We start from the raw sequence: 18,778 nt of genomic DNA, 5'->3' as shown, positions 1-18,778 counted from the left end.
AGACTTTAAGGACTAAACATGACCCGTTCCGAAGCGCTATTTGAACAGGCTAAAAAAACCATCCCCGGCGGCGTTAACTCTCCGGTTCGTGCATTTAATGGTGTAGGCGGTTCGCCCCTGTTTATTGAAAAAGCTAACGGCGCTTATATTTACGATGCCGATGGCAAAGCTTATATCGACTATGTCGGTTCTTGGGGCCCGATGATCCTCGGCCACAACCATCCTAAAATCCGTGCAGCTGTATTAGCAGCGGTGGAAAATGGCTTATCTTTTGGTGCGCCAACTGAGCTTGAAGTGCAAATGGCCGAAAAAGTCATCTCTATGGTGCCTTCTATCGAGCAAGTACGCATGGTGAGTTCAGGCACAGAAGCTACTATGAGTGCTATCCGTTTAGCACGCGGTTTTACTAATCGTGACAAGATCTTAAAATTCGAAGGTTGTTACCACGGCCACGCAGATTGCCTGTTAGTGAAAGCGGGTTCTGGCGCGTTAACGTTAGGTCAACCTAGCTCACCCGGTATTCCTGAAGATTTTGCCAAGCACACCTTAACCGCTGTGTATAACGATTTAGATTCAGTTAGAACCCTGTTCGAACAGTATCCAACTGAGATTTCTTGCATCATCATCGAGCCCGTTGCTGGCAACATGAACTGCATTCCACCTATCCCAGGTTTCCTTCAAGGCCTGCGTGATATGTGTGATGAGTTTGGCGCGCTATTGATTATCGATGAAGTGATGACAGGTTTTCGCGTATCATTAAGTGGCGCTCAAGGTTACTACGGCGTCACACCAGACTTAACCACACTCGGTAAAGTGATTGGTGGCGGTATGCCAGTGGGTGCTTTCGGTGGCCGTAAAGATGTGATGCAATTTATCGCTCCTACGGGTCCGGTTTATCAAGCGGGTACGTTATCGGGTAACCCCATTGCGATGTCAGCGGGTCTGGCACAAATGGAAGCCCTGTGTGAAGAAGGTCTGTACGAAGCATTGAGCGCGAAAACCAAACGTATTGCAGAAGGCTTTAAAGCGGCTGCGGATAAGCACGGTATTCCAATGGCGATCAACTATGTTGGTGGTATGTTCGGTTTCTTCTTCACGGAACAACCCGAGATCACTCGTTTCGACCAAGTGACCCAATGCAATATCGAACAGTTCCGTATTTTCTACCACGGCATGCTAGATGAAGGTGTTTACTTGGCGCCAAGTGCCTATGAAGCTGGCTTCCTGTCAATGGCTCATGGCGAAGAAGAGATGCGCTTAACCTTAGAAGCGGCAGATCGCGTATTGGCTAGCATGAAAGCGGCAAGCTAAGCCTAAACTTTAGTATTTAAGCCGTTTAAACATAACAAAGGGACGCCAATGCGTCCCTTTGCTTTTATTCGATTTAGTTAGCTTTGTGTCGCTTTAATAACGATCAGACTTTTTAGAACCTAAAGCCGATTTAAATATTATCCCAGCCACCATGAATTGTAAGGTCAAGTGGATATGCTCAATAACGTGCTAAGGCCAACCCATCACGCCCAGCGCAATAAGTTGCTTACCACAATACGTTAACCAAACGAGTGAGCCTAAAAGCAAAAGACTCCAGATAACAAATGTCATTTTCCTCTACTCCAAAAACACAATATCCAGTATTGATACCCAAACAAGCTCAAGACGCAGAATTCTGCAGGACTGAGTGCTAAGAGCACCCTACTTCCGAGTGGCACTCATTCAAAAAGCAAGCATTAAAAATGCCTGCCTACATAGGCATGACAATTCAGGAATAACGACCTGAATAAAAATTAATTGAAGAATATGCAAACTAACTGATTAGACTTTAATCGTAGATCTCACTTTTAACGCGGTAATCAAATCAAACAATACAGTTAATAACGCTACAATAATCACAATAACCAATATATAAAACTAATTAGCAACCCAAAAGCATGAGATAGACATCACAAAGAAGCATTAAATTGAGTTACAGCTAACAGTTGCGTTCTCTAGCCCATTATGTTCTGATCCGCACGCGCTAACACGGCTAGCTTAATTTAGCCTTGATATGCCCAATCTTTAGGTTGACTCAAGTCGCCCTACGACATCAAAACAGCAGTTGGAATTGCAGTTATGTTAAATACCTTTCTCATCTTACTGGCCGTGCTCGCATTGCTCAGTATTATTTTCGAAGAAGTGACCCACCTTAATAAAGCAAAAACCACCTTATTCTTTGGTTGTATCTCTTGGGTAGCGCTGTTTATGGCTGCAGGGGAACCGGCTAATGAGAAAATCGTTGCCCATCAGCTCAATGAAAATTTGCTCGAGATTGCCACACTTTGGCTCTTTCTGATGTCGACCATGACCTTCGTAGCATATTTGAATGCTAAGGGTATGATCCAAATCATGGTGCAAAAGCTTTTTCCGCAGAAAGTATCAGTGCGTATGTTAATGATCCAAGTCGCCCTATTTGCACTCGTGCTCTCAGCATTTTGTGATAACGTCACCGCGACTTTAGTGTCTTTAGGTTTATTAACCACCTTTAAACTCGATAAGCAAATGCGCCGTAGAATGGCAGTGTTGATTATCTTCGCGGTGAACTCAGGCGGTGTAGCCCTGATCACTGGTGATGTAACGACACTGATGATCTTCTTAGCTGGACATGTGCATATGTCTGAACTATTGATGTTGTTTATCCCTTCAGCCGTCAGCGTGATTTTACTGGCAACCCTATTCTCACTCAAAGCCGAAGGTGTTGTGAGCACGACGCCAATCAAACATACTTATCAAACCGTTGATGTATTGATTGCCCTCGTCTTCTTCTGCACCATTTTAATGACCATGCTACTCAACATATTGTTTGGTATCCCGCCAGTGTTAACCTTCTTAACGGGTCTATCAATTATGTTCCTGATTGGTCATACCACGCGCAGTGATAAAGAAGAAATCAAGATCCTAGAGTATATTCGCCAAGTTGAATACGACACTCTGTTGTTCTTCTTAGGTATTTTACTGCTCGTTGGTATGCTTAAAGAAATTGGCACCTTAGACATGTTGACTGAAGCTTATACTCAGTTTAATCCAAACATCTCTAACTTCGTCACGGGTATGGGCTCAGCCTTAATTGATAACGTACCGCTAACTGCGGCATTGTTAAAAGCCAATCCAGTGCTGAGTACTCCTGAATGGCTTGGCTTGACTTACAGCGTCGGAGTCGGTGGTTCACTGCTGATTATCGGTTCAGCATCAGGTATTGTTGCCATGAGTAAAGTGAAAGAACTGACTTTTGTGAGTTACTTGAAATATGTTCCTGCACTTTTCCTCTGCTACAGCGTCGGTTACGCACTGACCCTATTCTTAGCCAACAGACTGTTTGATTAAGTTGATATTCACTAAGATCAAAAAAGGCGCCTAGTGCGCCTTTTTTATCAACTACTTATTCATTGTTACCACAAATAACCGCTAGCATGACTTATCGTAATACCTGATTAGATTGCGGGCACTTTAAACTGGGTTCCTTGAATATCTAACACTATGTCCCTTGGACGAATAGAGATGATTTTCAGCTTACCAGCAATCATATCCCCTTCTTGTAACTCGGCACCGTCTACATTCAGCCATCTCTGGGCAGGGTCGCTGGAATAAACATGAGCAACGATATTAAATTCAGGCACTTGTAATTGCAGACCTGCAGGTAATTGGCCGTATTTCGGAATTTCATCCACAGCAGTTTTGGGGATCGGATCTAATTTAGCTTCAGTGACATTCGTCTCTGCAGCATTAACATATTCCACATCCTTTAATGCATTTTGAAAGGAAGCCACTAACTTATCTTCATCGCGACTTTTATTGGTCTCTAAACCGACATCTTCCGCCGCGGCACTGACTTGTTGGCGCAGGGCTTCAAGACTCGCTAGACCCGACTCATTGGCATTAGCACCTAACATCATAGGCTGCTGTGCTTGCGTCTCTGCTGCTGGCACAACCGCTTCCTGACTTGCCGCATCGACTTGGGCTGACGTCGACATATAATCTGCGTAGCTTGAATCACTAAAACCCGAATTGCTATCACTTTGAGCCGGCATGCCAACAGAATTGGTCGTTATATTCGCGCTAGCATTCATTTGAGGCGCATTTGATACTACAGTCTCAGCCTGAAATTGCGGCGATACCGTTAGCTCGGGTAAAGTCTGCGTCCGAGGAAGCGCCACTTTCCCAGCAAGCCGAACACCTGAAGCAGCACTGGGCTCAACTTGGAGCTCAGAGGCAGATCCTACCGCGGTAGACTGAAGCTCATTTTTAATCCCAGTCGAAGCTGGCAATGATGAAATTGATGGCAGTACATTAGCCACTGCCACTGTACCACTTTGGGGAAGTCGAGTTTTATTCCAAACGCTTAATCCCCAAGCCACACCAATTCCAGCGGCAACTGCAACGACTAATATAGACAGTTTTCCTATCGGCACACCCGATTTACGTGGCTGTGGATAATTCGCCCTTGGCGTCATCACAGCATCAGGTAACGGTGATTGTTGCTGTTGTTTATTGCGGGTTACGGCATCGAGTAAAATGGACATCAGCTGCGCGCCCCATCATCAGTTAACCTTGGGCCTTGCTGACTTAAATACAAATTTAATCTCACTAATGTTTGATTCCCTGCAATACCATCGGCTTTTAATCCATGCTGACTTTGGAAGGTTTTAAGATCATTTTCCAATTGCACATCAAATTGATTAACCCGACGGGGGCTACGACCATTCACATGGGCTAACGCATTCTCTAACCACTGTAATTGACCAGGACTCGATTTTTGACTGATATCCATCATAGGCAAATTAGGTGCTTGCCATAATATTTCGAAGGTGCCACTGAAATGTTGATTAAACCAAGCTCTATCAACCCAAAGTTGTTGCTCACCCAGTTGCATCAGTAATTGTTCCCCCTCTACCGCAAGCACTGCACCATAAAAATCTTGTTGCTTGTCATCAACCAAATACACGACAGCCGGATAATTAAGCCGAGTCAGTGACATCCAGTTACCCTGCTGTTGATAGCAAGCTAATCCTTGCTCAACCGCCGATTGGCAAGCCGTCAAGCCTTTATAGGGCACTTTGCCCCACACGCTAAATAAACCTGCAAAAGCAGTATCGATATTGCGACTCTGATTAATCGCCTCGTTTAACAGACGTTGATTAGGATCGGGAATGGAAGTCTGACCGCTTGGTTGATTAGTCGGTTTTACTGACTTATCAGCGACGCCTTCACCACCCAAGGTTTGAGCATTTAATGACGCCACATTTGTTGGCACAGACTCAGTAACCAAATTGGACGCTGGCGCCGTATTGACTGACTTATCAGTAAATAACCAATAAGACACACCAAACGCAACACATAACGCCACAGCGGTTGCTGTCGGCCACAAATACCTATTTTGAGTCGGTTCTTCTTCACCTAATACTTCAGCCGCGGCTTGCCGCACCATATGATGATCTATGGGCACCCGCGATTGTGCATAGCCTGCCATCAGTGAACGTTCACATAAAAGGTTAATTAATCGAGGGATGCCGCCACTGTATTTCTGCAAAACGTTAACGGCTTTGCGGGTGAATAAAGGCTCAAACCGCCCTGCCACTTGCAAACGATGCAGCACATAGAGGGCGATTTCATCTTCATTGAGCGGCAATAAATGATAACGAGCCGTGATCCGCTGAGCTAACTGACGCAATTCTTGGCGCTTCAATAACAGCTGTAATTCCGGCTGACCGATTAAAATCACCTGCAGTAACTTCTTAGTGTCCGTCTCCAAATTGGTCAGAAGACGCAATTGCTCCAGCACCTCAGGACGTAAATGCTGTGCTTCATCGATAATGAGCACGGTATTACGACCTTTGCTGTGATTCGCCAATAAAAAACGGCTCAAGTGATCAGTCAATTGCTTGAGTGTAGGATTGTCGCCGTAGGAAATCTTAAGCTCATCACAAAGCGTTGCGAGTAATTCAAGCTCAGTTAACGACGGATTAAGGATAAAAGCAGTATCGGTATTGTCGGGCAATTGCCCAAGTAAACAGCGAGATACTGTTGTTTTACCCGTGCCGACTTCCCCTGTTAACAACACAAAGCCGCCCGTTTCCCCTAACCCATAGGTTAAATGGGCTAACGCCTCTCTGTGCCTATCACTCAGAAACAAATAATGGGGATTGGGTGCAATTGAAAAAGGGTTATCGCTGAGTCCGTAAAAGGCCTTGTACATACCACCAATCATCCTAATTTAAAAATAACGCCCCACGTTAAAGCGTCCCAATGTTATTGTCAAAATATCTGCAACATCAATGTGACAGATAAGTGCGCAAATATCTCGCGACGACTTTATCCATCATCTTAATGAGCGTGATAAGCTATGTTCATGACACATTAGCCGAATCTTGCCTGTGAAAATATATCTCGTCGGCGGTGCTGTACGTGACAGCCTGCTCAATCTTCCCATTAAAGATAAAGATTACCTCGTCGTTGGAGCAACACCAGAACAAATGCTGCAACAGGGTTACCGCCAAGTGGGTAAAGATTTCCCCGTATTTCTACATCCCAAAAATCAACAAGAATATGCTTTAGCCCGAACCGAACGAAAAATTGGTCTGGGTTATGGTGGTTTTAGCTGCCACGCCAGCCCTGATGTGACTTTAGAACAAGATTTGTTGCGCCGAGATCTAACCATCAATGCGATCGCCCAAGATGAAAAGGGCAACTTATATGATCCTTTTAATGGTATTGAGGATATTAACGCGCGCCAGTTACGCCATGTGTCGGATGCTTTCGTTGAAGATCCACTGCGAGTGTTACGCGTCGCCCGCTTTGCCGCAAGGTTTCATGCCTTAGGATTTCAAATTGCCGCAGAAACCCTGGCACTGATGCGTCAAATTAGCGCAAGCGATGAGCTTAGCGCTTTAACGGCGGAGCGAGTTTGGCAAGAGGTTGATAAAAGTTTAGGCGGACCTCACCCAGAGGTTTTTTTTGAGGTACTTCACCAATGTGGCGCACTCGAAGTCCTATTCCCTGAAATTCACGCCTTATTTGGCATACCTCAACCTGAAAAATGGCATCCTGAAATAGATACTGGCGTGCATACCTTAATGGTGCTCGCTCAAGCCGCACTGCTCACTGGAGATAAAAGCGTTCGGTTTGCCGCCCTAGTACATGATTTGGGCAAAGCACTGAGCCCAAAAGAGCATTTACCAAAGCATCACGGCCACGGCCAGAAAGGCTTGCCACTCATAAAAGCACTCTGTACACGTTTACGAGTACCAAATGAGGCACGCGATCTGGCGTTGCTCGTCAGCGACCAACATCAGAACGTCCATCAGGCATTCGAGCTCAGAGCCGAAACTATCGTTAAAATATTCGATAAAGCTGACTTTTGGCGTAAACCAGAGCGCTTAACGCAACTTATATTAGCTTGCACAGCAGATATGCGTGGCCGCACAGGATTTGAAAACATCCCATATCCTCAGGGAGAGTATTTAACTCAGTGCTTCACTGTCGCCAATAATGTCGATATTGCCGCCATCATTGCCACTGGTTTCCAAGGCGCAGAGATAAAACAAGCCTTAAATTTACATCGAGTTGAAGCCGTCTGTCAGTTTAAACAAAAAATGCAAACAAAACTGCCGACGGATAACCAGTAAATTGTAATGAATTTGTAAGTCGTGCATCACTGCATGGTGAATAATGCCCCTTTTTACGATTAGAAATGTCGATATCACATAGAAAAAAAGCTTTTAAAAAAAATTTATATGCCTATAGTGGTTAAACACATTAATATTCGTAGCAAATTAAAATAGCTATGTCATAATTAGGCAGTTTCGCTTACAAAGTAACGAAACATTCAAATCCAACCTATTTTAAGGGATTTTTTACAATGAACAAAAAAGTACTGATGATTGCTGGTTTAGCAATGACTGCCCTACTAGGTGGTTGCGCGAACACTACTGCTCTGGAAGAAAGCGTTGCAACTCTGGGCAACAAAGTTGATCAATTGTCAGCTGATGTTGGTTCTCTGAAATCAGAGCAAAGCAAACTATCTGCAGACGTTAAAGATGCAAAAGCAGCATCTATGGACGCACAAGCAGAAGCTAAACGCGCAAACGACCGTTTAGACAACGTTGCTTCTCGTTACAAGAAGTAATGAAAGGTAATTTAGCTTACTATTTAGTAAGTTAAGACAAAAGGCTTAAGAAAGATGAAAGCGATAAGCACATCAATCTAAGCCTTTTTTTATACCTACAATTCAAGATTGCCATGCAAAGAATAGCGAATGCGGCAATACAAAATCGCTAAATTGATTTTAAACTTCCAAAGGCATGTTAAAGGCGATTCGCCTACCTCCCCCCCTAAAAGTTAGCCTTGGCATACTTCTGTATAAACGAGTGCTATCCCTCTTTTAAATAAAGTCGCGTTATTAATCTAAACTTCTCGTTTGCGTTTTTTAAGCATCCCTAACAATCAGCCTCATTATCATAAAAAATGTATTCATGGGAAATGAAAGCTATTAATTTAAAGCACAGCTATAGATAAAAAAAATCGAGGCTATATGGGAAACAAAGGCAATAAGAAGGTTGTATTTGTCACTGAACAAATAGGCCTAAAGTTAAAAATAATAACACCTTCAGCCTATCCAACATAAAAATAACATAAAAACGTCAAACAGAATCATAGACTTGAGTAATATAGCCTTTTAAAACATCAAAAAACCATCTAGCTAAGCCTATGAATTGTTTTAAAATTAACCGCATCGACTGCAAGTTTTAACCTATAGCGATTCACTCACGCGTTTATGTACTAAGACTAATACATAGTCAATTTCTAGCGACTCAAAATGATTAGCTTGAATATCGTGTTTCATCTTGTCAGTTGCACGCCACGCATAGGGTGCCATATCCAATAACGTTAATGCCTGTTCACCTGTAACTGATAAAGTAAAGCGCAGTGACTGAGTTTCTTTTACCAATAATGCTGAGGGTAAATTCACTTGGAAAGGTTTTTCAGCCAAGTCGGAATAAATATATTCTCTGAGTTGCCATAGATGTCGTGGCCCAGGCATAACCAGTAACATGGTCCCATCATCTTTCAATACCCTGACAGACTCTTTTCCCTTTAACGGCCTATCAATAACAGTAATAAAATCCACACAATTATCGGCAAAGGGTAATTTTTTAGAAGAGCTTAAACACAAGATCCCAGGAGTCTGCGCTTTTGCTGCAGCAAAAATAGCATTTTCTGCGTCCGCTACACCCACGTACTGGACGTTTCGCGGATTTTCGACCTCTGCCAACTTGGAAGCCAAAGCACGCAAATAGAAGCCCTCAGCGCATTCATAATCCAATAAACAAGCGTCAGGCTTGATAGAGCCGGTGATTATCTCAGCCAATTTATCGATTAAAGGCGAAAAGATGCCTGATTCGAGAAGAAAACGCTTAGCCCTAACTTGCTCGCGCGAATCCCCTGTCGGCTTTTGGCGTTGTGGTTTAGTGAAAACCCAATAACCTTGCTCATTTCGATCAAAATGATGCTTATTTGCACAATAAAAACCTTGGGAGGCTTTGTGTTGTTTTAACGCAAGTCCGCAGGTTGGACACTGATATTCGAGACCCATATAAAGCTCCAAAAATAAGTTAAGCTTCAGAAAAATGAGGAAGCTCCAAAAACAAAAATCGGGTACTTGACCCGATTCTATTATTCATAATTTCACTATGATGACTAAACTGGAATGACTACAAAAAAATAAATCCACACAGCACAGCACCCAGTGCTAAACGGTAAATAACAAACGGGGTCATTCCCATGCGGCTGATGATTTTCAAGAAATAATGAATACATGCATAAGCTGCAACAAAGGAAATCAAAGTGCCTAAGATCAATGCTTGATAATCAATTGGCAGCGCGCTTTCCGCCAAATCTTTACCCACTAAAATTGCCGCGCCTAAGCTCACAGGCACTGACATTAAGAATGAAAAGCGAGCCGCAGCATCTCGACTCAAACCTAGCATTAGCGCCGCGGTCATAGTGGCACCAGAACGTGAAGTTCCAGGGATTAAAGCAAGCGCCTGGGCGAAACCAATTAACAAGGCTTTGCGCCATCCAGTCTGATAGATTGTTAAATCGCGGCGCGACATCTTATCAGCCCACCACAATAATAAACCAAAAACGACTGTCGTGACCGCGATAACCTCTGTATTACGTAGGTGAGTTGCAATAAAATCCTTAGCCATAAAACCAAAAAATACAGCGGGTAACGTCGCCAGAATAATCCACCATGCCAGCTTGCTGTCTTCGGATTGCTGACCTTTAAAAATGCTTGCAACCCAAGCATTAAACATAGTCCATAACTCGTGTCTAAAATAAATCACCACAGCAAATAACGACCCCGTATTCACCGCCACGTCGAATGACAAACCTTGATCTTCCCAGCCTAAAAGCTGAGCAGGCAGAATTAAGTGGGCTGAACTAGAAATAGGCAAAAACTCAGTTAGCCCTTGAATAAGCGCTAAAATAATGACCTGAAACGTATCCATGACAATCCTATCAATAAATTAAAACGTCAGCCCTTGGGGCCATTCAAACATCACAGGCCAAAGTCGCTGTGACTCTTTATCATACTCTTGCCACAAACTGGCATAGCTTTTATCAACCAACGGATGAATCAATTCCGGCGCTAACTCGGCTAATGGCCATAACACAAAGGCATTATTAACTATCTCTGCACGGGGGAGCGTAACGGGCGTTTCACATACCACATGGTCATAAAGCAGCAGGTCTAAATCTAAAGTTCTTGGGCTAAATTTCTTCGCCCCGACAAGCCGGCCGTGATTCTGCTCGATTTGCTTAAACTGCGCAACTACCGCAGCAATATTAAGGTCAGTTTCAGCACTAACAACCATATTCAGAAAGTTAGTGCCACTAAAACCTACCGCTTCACTTTCATACATAGAAGAGAGGCGCAGCGGCCCAAAACACGCTCGCAGCGATTTTAATCCCGCTTGCAGATGTTGTTCAGGCTCGATATTGCTACCTAGACTGATATAAATACGTGCCATGCAATGTCCAATTTATCTGAAGATAAACATGATTTCTTAATCAACAGTCGAGTTGATCAAACTCTTATCTAACGTGAACGCTCTATCTCAACGCCAACAGACGCGGCAGTAGCGACTGCCCCCGGCTTCATCACGACAACTTTCACCCAAGTCACGTTAAATTCTTGAAGTAAGCAATCCGCTACGCGCTCGGCAACCGTTTCGATTAACTCGATTGGATACTCAGTAATAAGTTCTGTTAATCGATTGGAAACTGTCTCATAGCAAAGCGCATATTGATAATCGTCTGTCACGGCGGCTGGTTTGTTATCCCACGCCATATCTAAATCTAGCAAAAGGCTCTGATGGATTGTCTTTTCCCACTCATAGACACCAATCACAGTATCGACGCGTAATTGCCGTATAAGTACTTTATCCATGCTTTCTCCAACTAACTTACTACTATGAGGTCTGATAAGCTAAAAGCGATCCTAGCTGTATAATCCGCAATCTTCTGACAGATAACTAATTTGCTTTCTACTCGAGCCAATCCACAGTAGGATAACGCCCTAAAAGGATTTACTCATTCAGAAAATATCTCAACCTCAAATGGGCGAGTTATTCCACAAACCTATAGCGGGATTGACAACTGAGTCAGCTTTTTAAATTGTTGCGCGATAATACCTTAAGACGCGTAAGGAAACCAATGTGAGTCCATTAACACTGACACTTTTGATGATTTTGGCCGCCTATTTGGCAGGTTCAATCTCGAGTGCTGTGCTGGTTTGTAGAATGAGGGGTTTACCCGATCCAAGATTACAGGGTTCAGGTAATCCGGGAGCCACCAATGTACTGCGAATTGGCGGCGCGAGTTCGGCTGCCATGGTGTTGTTTTTCGACATGCTCAAAGGCGCCCTGCCATCTTATTTAGCCTATCTGATGGGCATAGATGCAGTATCACTCGGACTTATCGCTATCGCCGCCTGCCTTGGGCATATTTATCCCGTATTTTTTGGATTTAAGGGGGGTAAAGGTGTCGCAACAGCTTTTGGCGCTATGGCTCCCATTGGCGATGATTTAGCCATTTGCTTAATGGCATCTTGGATTGTCCTCCTCTTAATTAGCCGCTACTCGTCCCTTGCAGCTATTCTGACGGCCTTGCTTGCGCCACTTTATACTTGGTGGTTAGACGACAGATTTACCATTCCCGTTGCCATGCTATCGACGCTTATCATTATTCGCCATAAAGACAATATCCAACGGCTACTTAAAGGTGAAGAGTCCAAAGTTTCACGTAAAAAAACGCCTAACAAATCTTAATGTGACAACATTATCCCAATAAAAAACTGCGCTATAAGCGCAGTTTTTTTGTTTCAACATAACCTATCAACATCAAAGGCGTTTTATGCCACAGGTGGCAAGGTATCTAACGGCCATCTTGGCTGACCCTTTACCGCCAAATCTTCGTGCTGCCCCGCCTTTAAACGCTGCAATCCTGCAAAGGCAATCATGGCGCCGTTATCGGTACAAAACTCACCACGGGGATAAAACACTTGTCCACCAAGCGAGCTCATCATTTCAGCCAAGGTTTCTCTTAAGCGCGTATTCGCACTCACGCCACCGGCGATCACTAAGCGGTTATAGCCTGTTTGCTTCAGTGCACGGCGACATTTAATCGCTAGCGTATCAACCACAGCTTCTTCAAAAGCACGAGCAATATTGGCACGAGTCTGTTCATCGTTAGGTTCGGCAGCAATGGTATTAGCGGTAAAAGTTTTTAGACCCGAAAAGCTAAAATCGAGTCCAGGTCTATCGGTCATAGGCCGCGGAAACTTATACCCTGCAGGTAAACCTTTAGCAGCAAGCTTTGCTAAACGCGGACCGCCGGGATAATCCAGCCCCATTAACTTAGCTGTTTTATCAAACGCTTCACCCGCAGCATCATCAACAGACTCGCCTAATACTTCATAGCGGCCAATTCCATCGACTTTAACCAACATAGAATGGCCACCAGAGACCAATAAGGCCACAAATGGGAACTCGGGCGCGTCATCTTCAAGCATAGGCGCCAGCAGGTGCCCTTCCATATGGTGAACACCGATTGCAGGCTTGTCCCAAGCAAACGCCAGTGACCGCCCCACACAAGCGCCAACAAGCAAAGCACCAATCAAACCAGGCCCCTTGGTATAGGCAATCCCATCGAGATCAGCAATTTCAGTATTTGCATCTTTCAGCGCTTGACGAATAAGCGGCACAATTTTGCGCACATGGTCACGTGACGCCAGTTCAGGCACCACACCACCATAGTCAGCATGCAACTTAACCTGACTGTATAAAGTATGAGATAATAAGCCCAGTTCATCGTCATAGACGGCGATACCTGTCTCGTCACAGGATGTTTCAATACCTAAAACCCGCATGGTGTCTCATCAATTGCTAACTAAAGGGCGCCAATTCTACCTGCAAGCGCTCAATTACTCCAGTCGCGCAGGCCATATTGAGTCCACTATAGGACTGAGCTCAGTTTTAGGGCTTTACAAGCCTAGGTGTCTCGGTATAAAATTCCGCACCATTTTAAATAGACTTGGTTCGAGCAATTGAACCAGAACAACCTACACCTAAGGGGTGATGGCGTATGCCAATTATTAAAGTACGTGAAAACGAACCATTCGACGTAGCTCTGCGTCGTTTCAAGCGCTCTTGTGAAAAAGCTGGTATTTTAGCCGACGTGCGTGCTCGTGAATTCTACGAGAAGCCAACTACTGCACGTAAGCGCGCAAAAGCAGCTGCAGTTAAACGTTTAGCTAAGAAGCTTTCTCGCGAAAACGCACGTCGCGTACGTTTATATTAATCTCATATGAGCCTAATTGATCAGCTAAAAGACCATATGAAACAGGCCATGATCGCCAAAGAGAAGGCGCGCTTGAGCACTATTCGTATGGCATTAGCCGCCATCAAACAGATTGAAGTGGATACCCGCGAATCTCTGACTGATGAACAGGTTATAGCGGTCTTAACCAAAATGGTGAAACAACGTCGTGACTCGATTGCTCAATTTGAAGCAGCGGGTCGTAACGAGTTGGCCGACGTGGAAGCAGCAGAGATTCAAGTTATTGAAGCTTTCCTGCCTACCCCTCTCACAGAGGCGGAAATCGCGGCGCTCATCGATGCAACTATTGTAGAAGTAGGTGCATCCGCCATGGCGGATATGGGCAAAGTAATGGGAGCATTGAAATCTAAAGTGCAAGGACGTGCAGACATGGGCGCTATCGGCGCTATGATCCGTGCTAAATTGCAATAATTAGCGTTTCACTGTATGAACAAGCCGTGCCTATGCGCGGCTTGTTTGTTTAAATTCGCGCAAGGCGGGATTTTAAGCACTCAATGGCAATACCTCGTGATTTTATCAATGAGCTAATCGCTCGCACTGACATAGTCGAACTTATCGATCGTAAGGTGCCCTTGAAAAAGGCGGGTAAGAACTACTCGGCCTGTTGTCCTTTTCATAGCGAAAAATCACCTTCGTTTACCGTCAGCCGTGATAAACAGTTCTATCATTGCTTTGGCTGCGGTGCTCACGGCAACGCCATCGATTTTGTGATGGAGTATGACCGACTCGATTTTATTGATGCCATTGAAGATTTGGCGGGCCAACTTGGATTAGAGGTTCCCAGAGAACAAGGCACAGGCAAGCGACATGATGACGGTTTAAGTCGTGACTTATATCAACTCATGGAAGAAGCGAGCCTTTACTTTCAAAACCAACTTAGACAACACCAAGATAAACAAAAAGTTATCGATTATCTTGCCTATCGCGGTTTATCCGATGATGTAGTAGAACATTTTGGTATTGGCTTTGCGCCAGACGGTTGGGATGGCTTATTGGGCCGCTATCGTCAGAATCAAGATGCGCAGGATAAGTTACTGACTGCGGGTATGTTAATTAGCAACGACAGTGGGAAACGTTACGACAGATTTCGTGACCGCCTCATGTTTCCTATCCGCGACAGGCGCGGACGAGTCATTGGTTTTGGTGGCAGAGTTTTAGGTGATGGCACACCCAAATACTTGAATTCTCCAGAAACGCCCATATTTCATAAGGGCAATGAGCTTTATGGTCTCTATGAACTAAAGCAGCGCTATCGCGATCCAGACAAAGTACTGATCGTTGAAGGCTATATGGATGTGGTGGCATTGGCGCAATTTGGCGTCGATTATGCTGTCGCATCATTAGGCACCTCGACCACAGCAGAGCAATTTCAGCTTTTGCTGCGCAGCGCTAAAGAAGTGATTTGCTGTTACGACGGTGACAGAGCGGGTACTGAAGCGGCATGGCGCGCCTTAGAAACAGCATTGCCATTATTAAAGCCGGGCGATCAAGTGCGATTTATGTTCCTGCCTCAGGAAGAAGATCCTGATTCTATGGTACGTAAAATTGGTAAAGATGCATTTGAAACCTTAATGGACTCTGCCATTGCACTACCCGAGTTTCTATTTGACACGTTAGCGACAAAATACGGTACAGATAAAGGCAACTTAGCGAAACAAGCTTTTATCTTAATTGAAAAAATTCAAGACACTGTGCTGCAAAATTTACTGCTTGAGAACTTAGCTCACAAGTTAGGAATGAACAGCTCAGAAGATATGAAAAAGAAGCTAGGCTTTAGCGTAAAACAAGCTAAACCAATGGCAAGTAAAGGATTAAAAGGACGCGGTACACCATTGCGACTCGCCATCGCACTGCTAGTACAACATCCTAAACTGGGTATGGGTTTACCCCCACAACCCGCACTCGCCCACTTGCAGATGCCAGGCATAGAATTGCTGCCACTGTTATTGGAGATGACTCGAGAGCAAACGTTAAACAGCGCACAACTACTTGAACAATTCAGAGAGCACCCTTACAGCGGCACTCTCCATAAATTGGCCCAATGGGACCATCAAGTGGCGGATGAAAACTTGCTCGAAAAGTTTAAACAAACCCTGGTTTGGTTGAACAATCAATATATTGAACAACGATATCAGGAATTGAGTCTAAAGCAGACTCATACAAAAGAAGAGAAGATGCAGCTCTCGAAGCTGATCTCAGTCATGAAAGGGGTAAACTGAGGCAAAAATGTCCTCATTCGCTACCCCAGTGACTAGCACAGATATGTGCACACGGCTATAATTGACGATTTGCGCGGCACTTGGCTTATGCTAAGTGTCCGTCGTTGTAACAGTTTCCCAACTTGGATGATATCTATGGATCATACTCCGCAGTCGCAACTTAAGCTGTTGCTTGCCAAAGGTAAAGAGCAAGGTTACTTAACCTATGCAGAAGTGAACGATCACTTACCTGCAGACATGGTCGATTCTGACCAGATCGAAGATATTATCCAGATGATAAATGACATGGGTATCCGGGTGTTCGAAGAAGCCCCCGATGCCGATGACATGATGATGTCGGAAGACAACACAGACGAAGATGCAGCAGAAGAAGCCGCCGCAGCACTGGCAACAGTGGAAAGCGAACTTGGCCGCACAACCGATCCCGTGCGCATGTACATGCGTGAAATGGGTACCGTTGAGCTTCTGACTCGCGAAGGCGAAATTGTTATCGCCAAACGCATCGAAGAAGGCATCAACACAGTTCAAAGTTCAGTCGCCGAATATCCACAAGCGATCGCTATGATCCTTGAGCAATTCGACCAATTTGAAGCCGACGAACTGCGCTTATCTGATATTATCTCTGGATTTGTAAACCCGGACGAAGATGACGTCGCCCCGACCGCCACTCACATCGGCTCAGAATTATCTGAAGAAGAGCTGGACGATGAAGATGACGAAGAGGATGACGATGACAGCGAAGATGAAGAAGAAGGCAACAAAGGGCCTGATCCTGAAGAAGCTCGTGAAAGATTCGGTCAACTCAGAGCCGCTTACGAAAGCGCACTGAAAATTATCGAAGCTAAGGGCCGTGAACACCCTGAATCGGTAAAAGCCCTCTTCGAAATCGGCGAAATATTCAAAGAATTCCGCTTAGTGCCTAAGCAGTTTGACCGTTTAGTCAAAAGCATGCGCACTATGATGGACCGCGTGCGTGTTCAAGAACGTTTAGTATTAAAACTGTGCGTTGAACAAGCCAAAATGCCGAAGAAAAACTTCGTCAAATTCTTCACTGGCAACGAAACCAACCTCGATTGGTTCAACACAGAGAAAGCCTCAACGAAACCTTATGCCGAAGGCCTAAGAATGGTTGAAGATGACGTCATTCGTTGTCGTACCAAGCTTGCAGCAGTTGAAGAAGAAACCGGCTTAGCAATTTCTGCTATAAAAGACATCAACCGTCGTATGTCAATCGGTGAAGCCAAAGCTCGCCGTGCGAAAAAAGAAATGGTTGAAGCAAACTTACGTCTGGTAATTTCTATCGCGAAGAAATACACCAACCGTGGTCTGCAATTCTTGGACTTAATCCAAGAAGGTAACATTGGCTTAATGAAAGCCGTGGATAAATTCGAATACCGTCGTGGTTACAAATTTTCGACCTATGCAACTTGGTGGATCCGTCAGGCGATTACCCGTTCTATCGCCGACCAAGCGCGTACTATTCGAATTCCAGTACACATGATCGAAACGATCAACAAGCTGAACCGTATCTCTCGCCAAATGCTACAGGAAATGGGCCGCGAGCCTTCACCTGAAGAACTGGCTGAGCGTATGATGATGCCGGAAGATAAGATCCGTAAGGTACTGAAAATAGCTAAAGAACCTATCTCCATGGAAACCCCAATCGGTGACGATGAAGATTCGCATTTAGGTGATTTTATCGAGGATACAACCCTCGAATTACCACTGGATTCAGCGACCAGCGAAAGCTTGAAAAACGCCACTCACGAAGTGTTAGCAGGTCTAACCGCCCGTGAAGCGAAAGTACTGCGTATGCGTTTTGGTATCGATATGAACACTGACCACACACTTGAAGAAGTGGGTAAACAGTTCGACGTGACCCGTGAACGTATTCGTCAGATTGAAGCTAAGGCACTGCGCAAACTGCGTCACCCTTCACGCTCAGAAATCTTAAAATCGTTCCTAGATGAATAGGCTGTTACAAGCCTAAAGTCATCTAAGATGGATTGAAGCCCTGCCCATGCCTGTCTCTTCTACACAAATCCCTCAGTTTGCCCCGGGGGATTTTTTTGAACCATTTTCAATTACCCTGATCTGATCCTGACCTTTTGTTTCAGATACCACATACCATGTTTTTAAGTGAACCATCACTCTGGGCACAGAGCATTTTTCAGCGCGCACAATTAGGGGATGTACGAAGGACCAAACGGCTTGTACAGTTGGCGGCTCAACTTGCAGCTCATACAGGACAATCTATCGTGCAATCCCTTTCATCCAGTGCAGACATTGAAGCCGCTTATCGCTTTGTCCGTAACGAGCATATCAGTCCGGCAGCGATTGCTGAGGCAGGTTTTGCTGCCACAGTGCAGGCCTGCGGATCATTTGACTGCCTGCTGGCACTGGAAGACACCACGTCATTGGAATTCACCCATCAAAGTGTCGCTGCAGAACTTGGACACACCACTGCCCACAAACACTCCAGTGGACTGGAAGCGCACACGGTTTTATTGTTTGCCCCCAAGGCGCAGCAAGTCGTTGGACTGATTGAGCAGCATCGCTGGGCACGCGACCGCGAAGCCTATGGCCAGAAAAAACAACGTGCCAAACGTGATTATGAACAGAAAGAA

At 44.8% G+C, this 18,778-nt stretch carries 17 protein-coding genes; 10 read left to right on the top strand and 7 right to left on the bottom strand.

The annotated features are described in order from the left end of the window. Positions 1-18 precede the first annotated feature (18 nt). Together hemL and nhaD are read left to right on the top strand one after the other, a co-directional pair. A complete protein-coding gene (gene hemL, locus KO531_RS00085) occupies positions 19-1,311 on the top strand; it encodes a glutamate-1-semialdehyde 2,1-aminomutase (RefSeq protein WP_219250073.1) in 1,293 nt (430 codons plus the stop codon). Between the two features lie 798 nt (positions 1,312-2,109). Beyond that, positions 2,110-3,357 (top strand): sodium:proton antiporter NhaD, encoded by a 1,248-nt coding sequence (gene nhaD / locus KO531_RS00080; RefSeq protein ID WP_028760859.1) that lies wholly within the window; start codon positions 2,110-2,112, stop codon positions 3,355-3,357. 107 nt (positions 3,358-3,464) lie between these two features. Here nhaD and KO531_RS00075 read toward each other — a convergent pair whose 3' ends face one another. Both KO531_RS00075 and KO531_RS00070 read right to left on the bottom strand, forming a co-directional pair. Continuing rightward, entirely contained in the window at positions 3,465-4,553 is a 1,089-nt protein-coding gene (locus KO531_RS00075) for a general secretion pathway protein GspB (protein WP_219250072.1), read from the bottom strand. Next, positions 4,553-6,226 (bottom strand): ExeA family protein, encoded by a 1,674-nt coding sequence (locus KO531_RS00070; RefSeq protein WP_168823468.1) that lies wholly within the window; start codon positions 6,224-6,226, stop codon positions 4,553-4,555. Before KO531_RS00070 ends, KO531_RS00075 begins: the two co-directional genes overlap by 1 nt. A gap of 178 nt (positions 6,227-6,404) precedes the next feature. Here KO531_RS00070 and KO531_RS00065 point away from each other — a divergent pair, with 178 nt between their 5' ends. Together KO531_RS00065 and KO531_RS00060 are read left to right on the top strand one after the other, a co-directional pair. Further along, positions 6,405-7,655: a multifunctional CCA addition/repair protein gene (locus KO531_RS00065; RefSeq protein ID WP_219250071.1), complete on the top strand. Its 1,251-nt coding sequence runs from the start codon at positions 6,405-6,407 to the stop codon at positions 7,653-7,655. Between the two features lie 233 nt (positions 7,656-7,888). Further along, complete coding sequence (locus KO531_RS00060) at positions 7,889-8,155, top strand: Lpp/OprI family alanine-zipper lipoprotein (protein ID WP_006080732.1); 267 nt, start codon at positions 7,889-7,891, stop codon at positions 8,153-8,155. Between the two features lie 624 nt (positions 8,156-8,779). On the opposite strand, the gene KO531_RS00055 is transcribed toward KO531_RS00060, so the two are convergent. The 4 genes from KO531_RS00055 to folB form a co-directional block, all read right to left on the bottom strand. Next, positions 8,780-9,622, bottom strand: coding sequence for a putative RNA methyltransferase (locus KO531_RS00055; RefSeq protein ID WP_219250070.1), 843 nt, complete (start codon positions 9,620-9,622; stop codon positions 8,780-8,782). A gap of 118 nt (positions 9,623-9,740) precedes the next feature. Beyond that, positions 9,741-10,541, bottom strand: a complete 801-nt coding sequence (locus tag KO531_RS00050) for an undecaprenyl-diphosphate phosphatase (protein WP_173246178.1) — start codon at positions 10,539-10,541, stop codon at positions 9,741-9,743. Between the two features lie 18 nt (positions 10,542-10,559). Beyond that, positions 10,560-11,063 (bottom strand): 2-amino-4-hydroxy-6-hydroxymethyldihydropteridine diphosphokinase, encoded by a 504-nt coding sequence (gene folK / locus KO531_RS00045; RefSeq protein ID WP_219250069.1) that lies wholly within the window; start codon positions 11,061-11,063, stop codon positions 10,560-10,562. A 68-nt stretch (positions 11,064-11,131) separates the two neighbouring features. Further along, the gene (gene folB, locus KO531_RS00040; RefSeq protein ID WP_219250068.1) at positions 11,132-11,482 is read right to left on the bottom strand and encodes a dihydroneopterin aldolase; all 351 of its coding nucleotides are present in this window, start codon (positions 11,480-11,482) and stop codon (positions 11,132-11,134) included. A 268-nt stretch (positions 11,483-11,750) separates the two neighbouring features. Between folB and plsY the strand changes: the two genes are divergently transcribed. After that, entirely contained in the window at positions 11,751-12,362 is a 612-nt protein-coding gene (gene plsY / locus KO531_RS00035; RefSeq protein ID WP_219250067.1) for a glycerol-3-phosphate 1-O-acyltransferase PlsY, read from the top strand. A gap of 83 nt (positions 12,363-12,445) precedes the next feature. Here plsY and tsaD read toward each other — a convergent pair whose 3' ends face one another. Further along, positions 12,446-13,462, bottom strand: coding sequence for a tRNA (adenosine(37)-N6)-threonylcarbamoyltransferase complex transferase subunit TsaD (tsaD, locus tag KO531_RS00030; RefSeq protein WP_219250066.1), 1,017 nt, complete (start codon positions 13,460-13,462; stop codon positions 12,446-12,448). A gap of 215 nt (positions 13,463-13,677) precedes the next feature. Between tsaD and rpsU the strand changes: the two genes are divergently transcribed. The 5 genes from rpsU to KO531_RS00005 form a co-directional block, all read left to right on the top strand. Further along, entirely contained in the window at positions 13,678-13,893 is a 216-nt protein-coding gene (gene rpsU / locus KO531_RS00025; RefSeq protein WP_006080725.1) for a 30S ribosomal protein S21, read from the top strand. A 6-nt stretch (positions 13,894-13,899) separates the two neighbouring features. Next, complete coding sequence (locus tag KO531_RS00020) at positions 13,900-14,343, top strand: GatB/YqeY domain-containing protein (protein WP_028760869.1); 444 nt, start codon at positions 13,900-13,902, stop codon at positions 14,341-14,343. An 83-nt stretch (positions 14,344-14,426) separates the two neighbouring features. After that, on the top strand, positions 14,427-16,151 hold the full coding sequence (dnaG, locus tag KO531_RS00015; protein WP_219250065.1) for a DNA primase: 1,725 nt from the start codon (positions 14,427-14,429) through the stop codon (positions 16,149-16,151). Positions 16,152-16,286: 135 nt separating this feature from the next. Continuing rightward, on the top strand, positions 16,287-18,125 hold the full coding sequence (gene rpoD / locus KO531_RS00010) for an RNA polymerase sigma factor RpoD (protein WP_105249892.1): 1,839 nt from the start codon (positions 16,287-16,289) through the stop codon (positions 18,123-18,125). Positions 18,126-18,280: 155 nt separating this feature from the next. Further along, the coding region (locus KO531_RS00005) for a transposase DNA-binding-containing protein (protein ID WP_275956680.1) at positions 18,281-18,778 on the top strand (498 nt) is incomplete at its 3' end.

Origin of the sequence: Shewanella sp. NKUCC06_TVS (genome assembly GCF_019345515.1) — a bacterium.
Classification (GTDB): Bacteria; Pseudomonadota; Gammaproteobacteria; order Enterobacterales; family Shewanellaceae; genus Shewanella; species Shewanella oncorhynchi.
The sequence above is the reverse complement of the archived record's forward strand: the minus strand, read 5'-3'. Positions and strand labels throughout refer to the sequence as shown.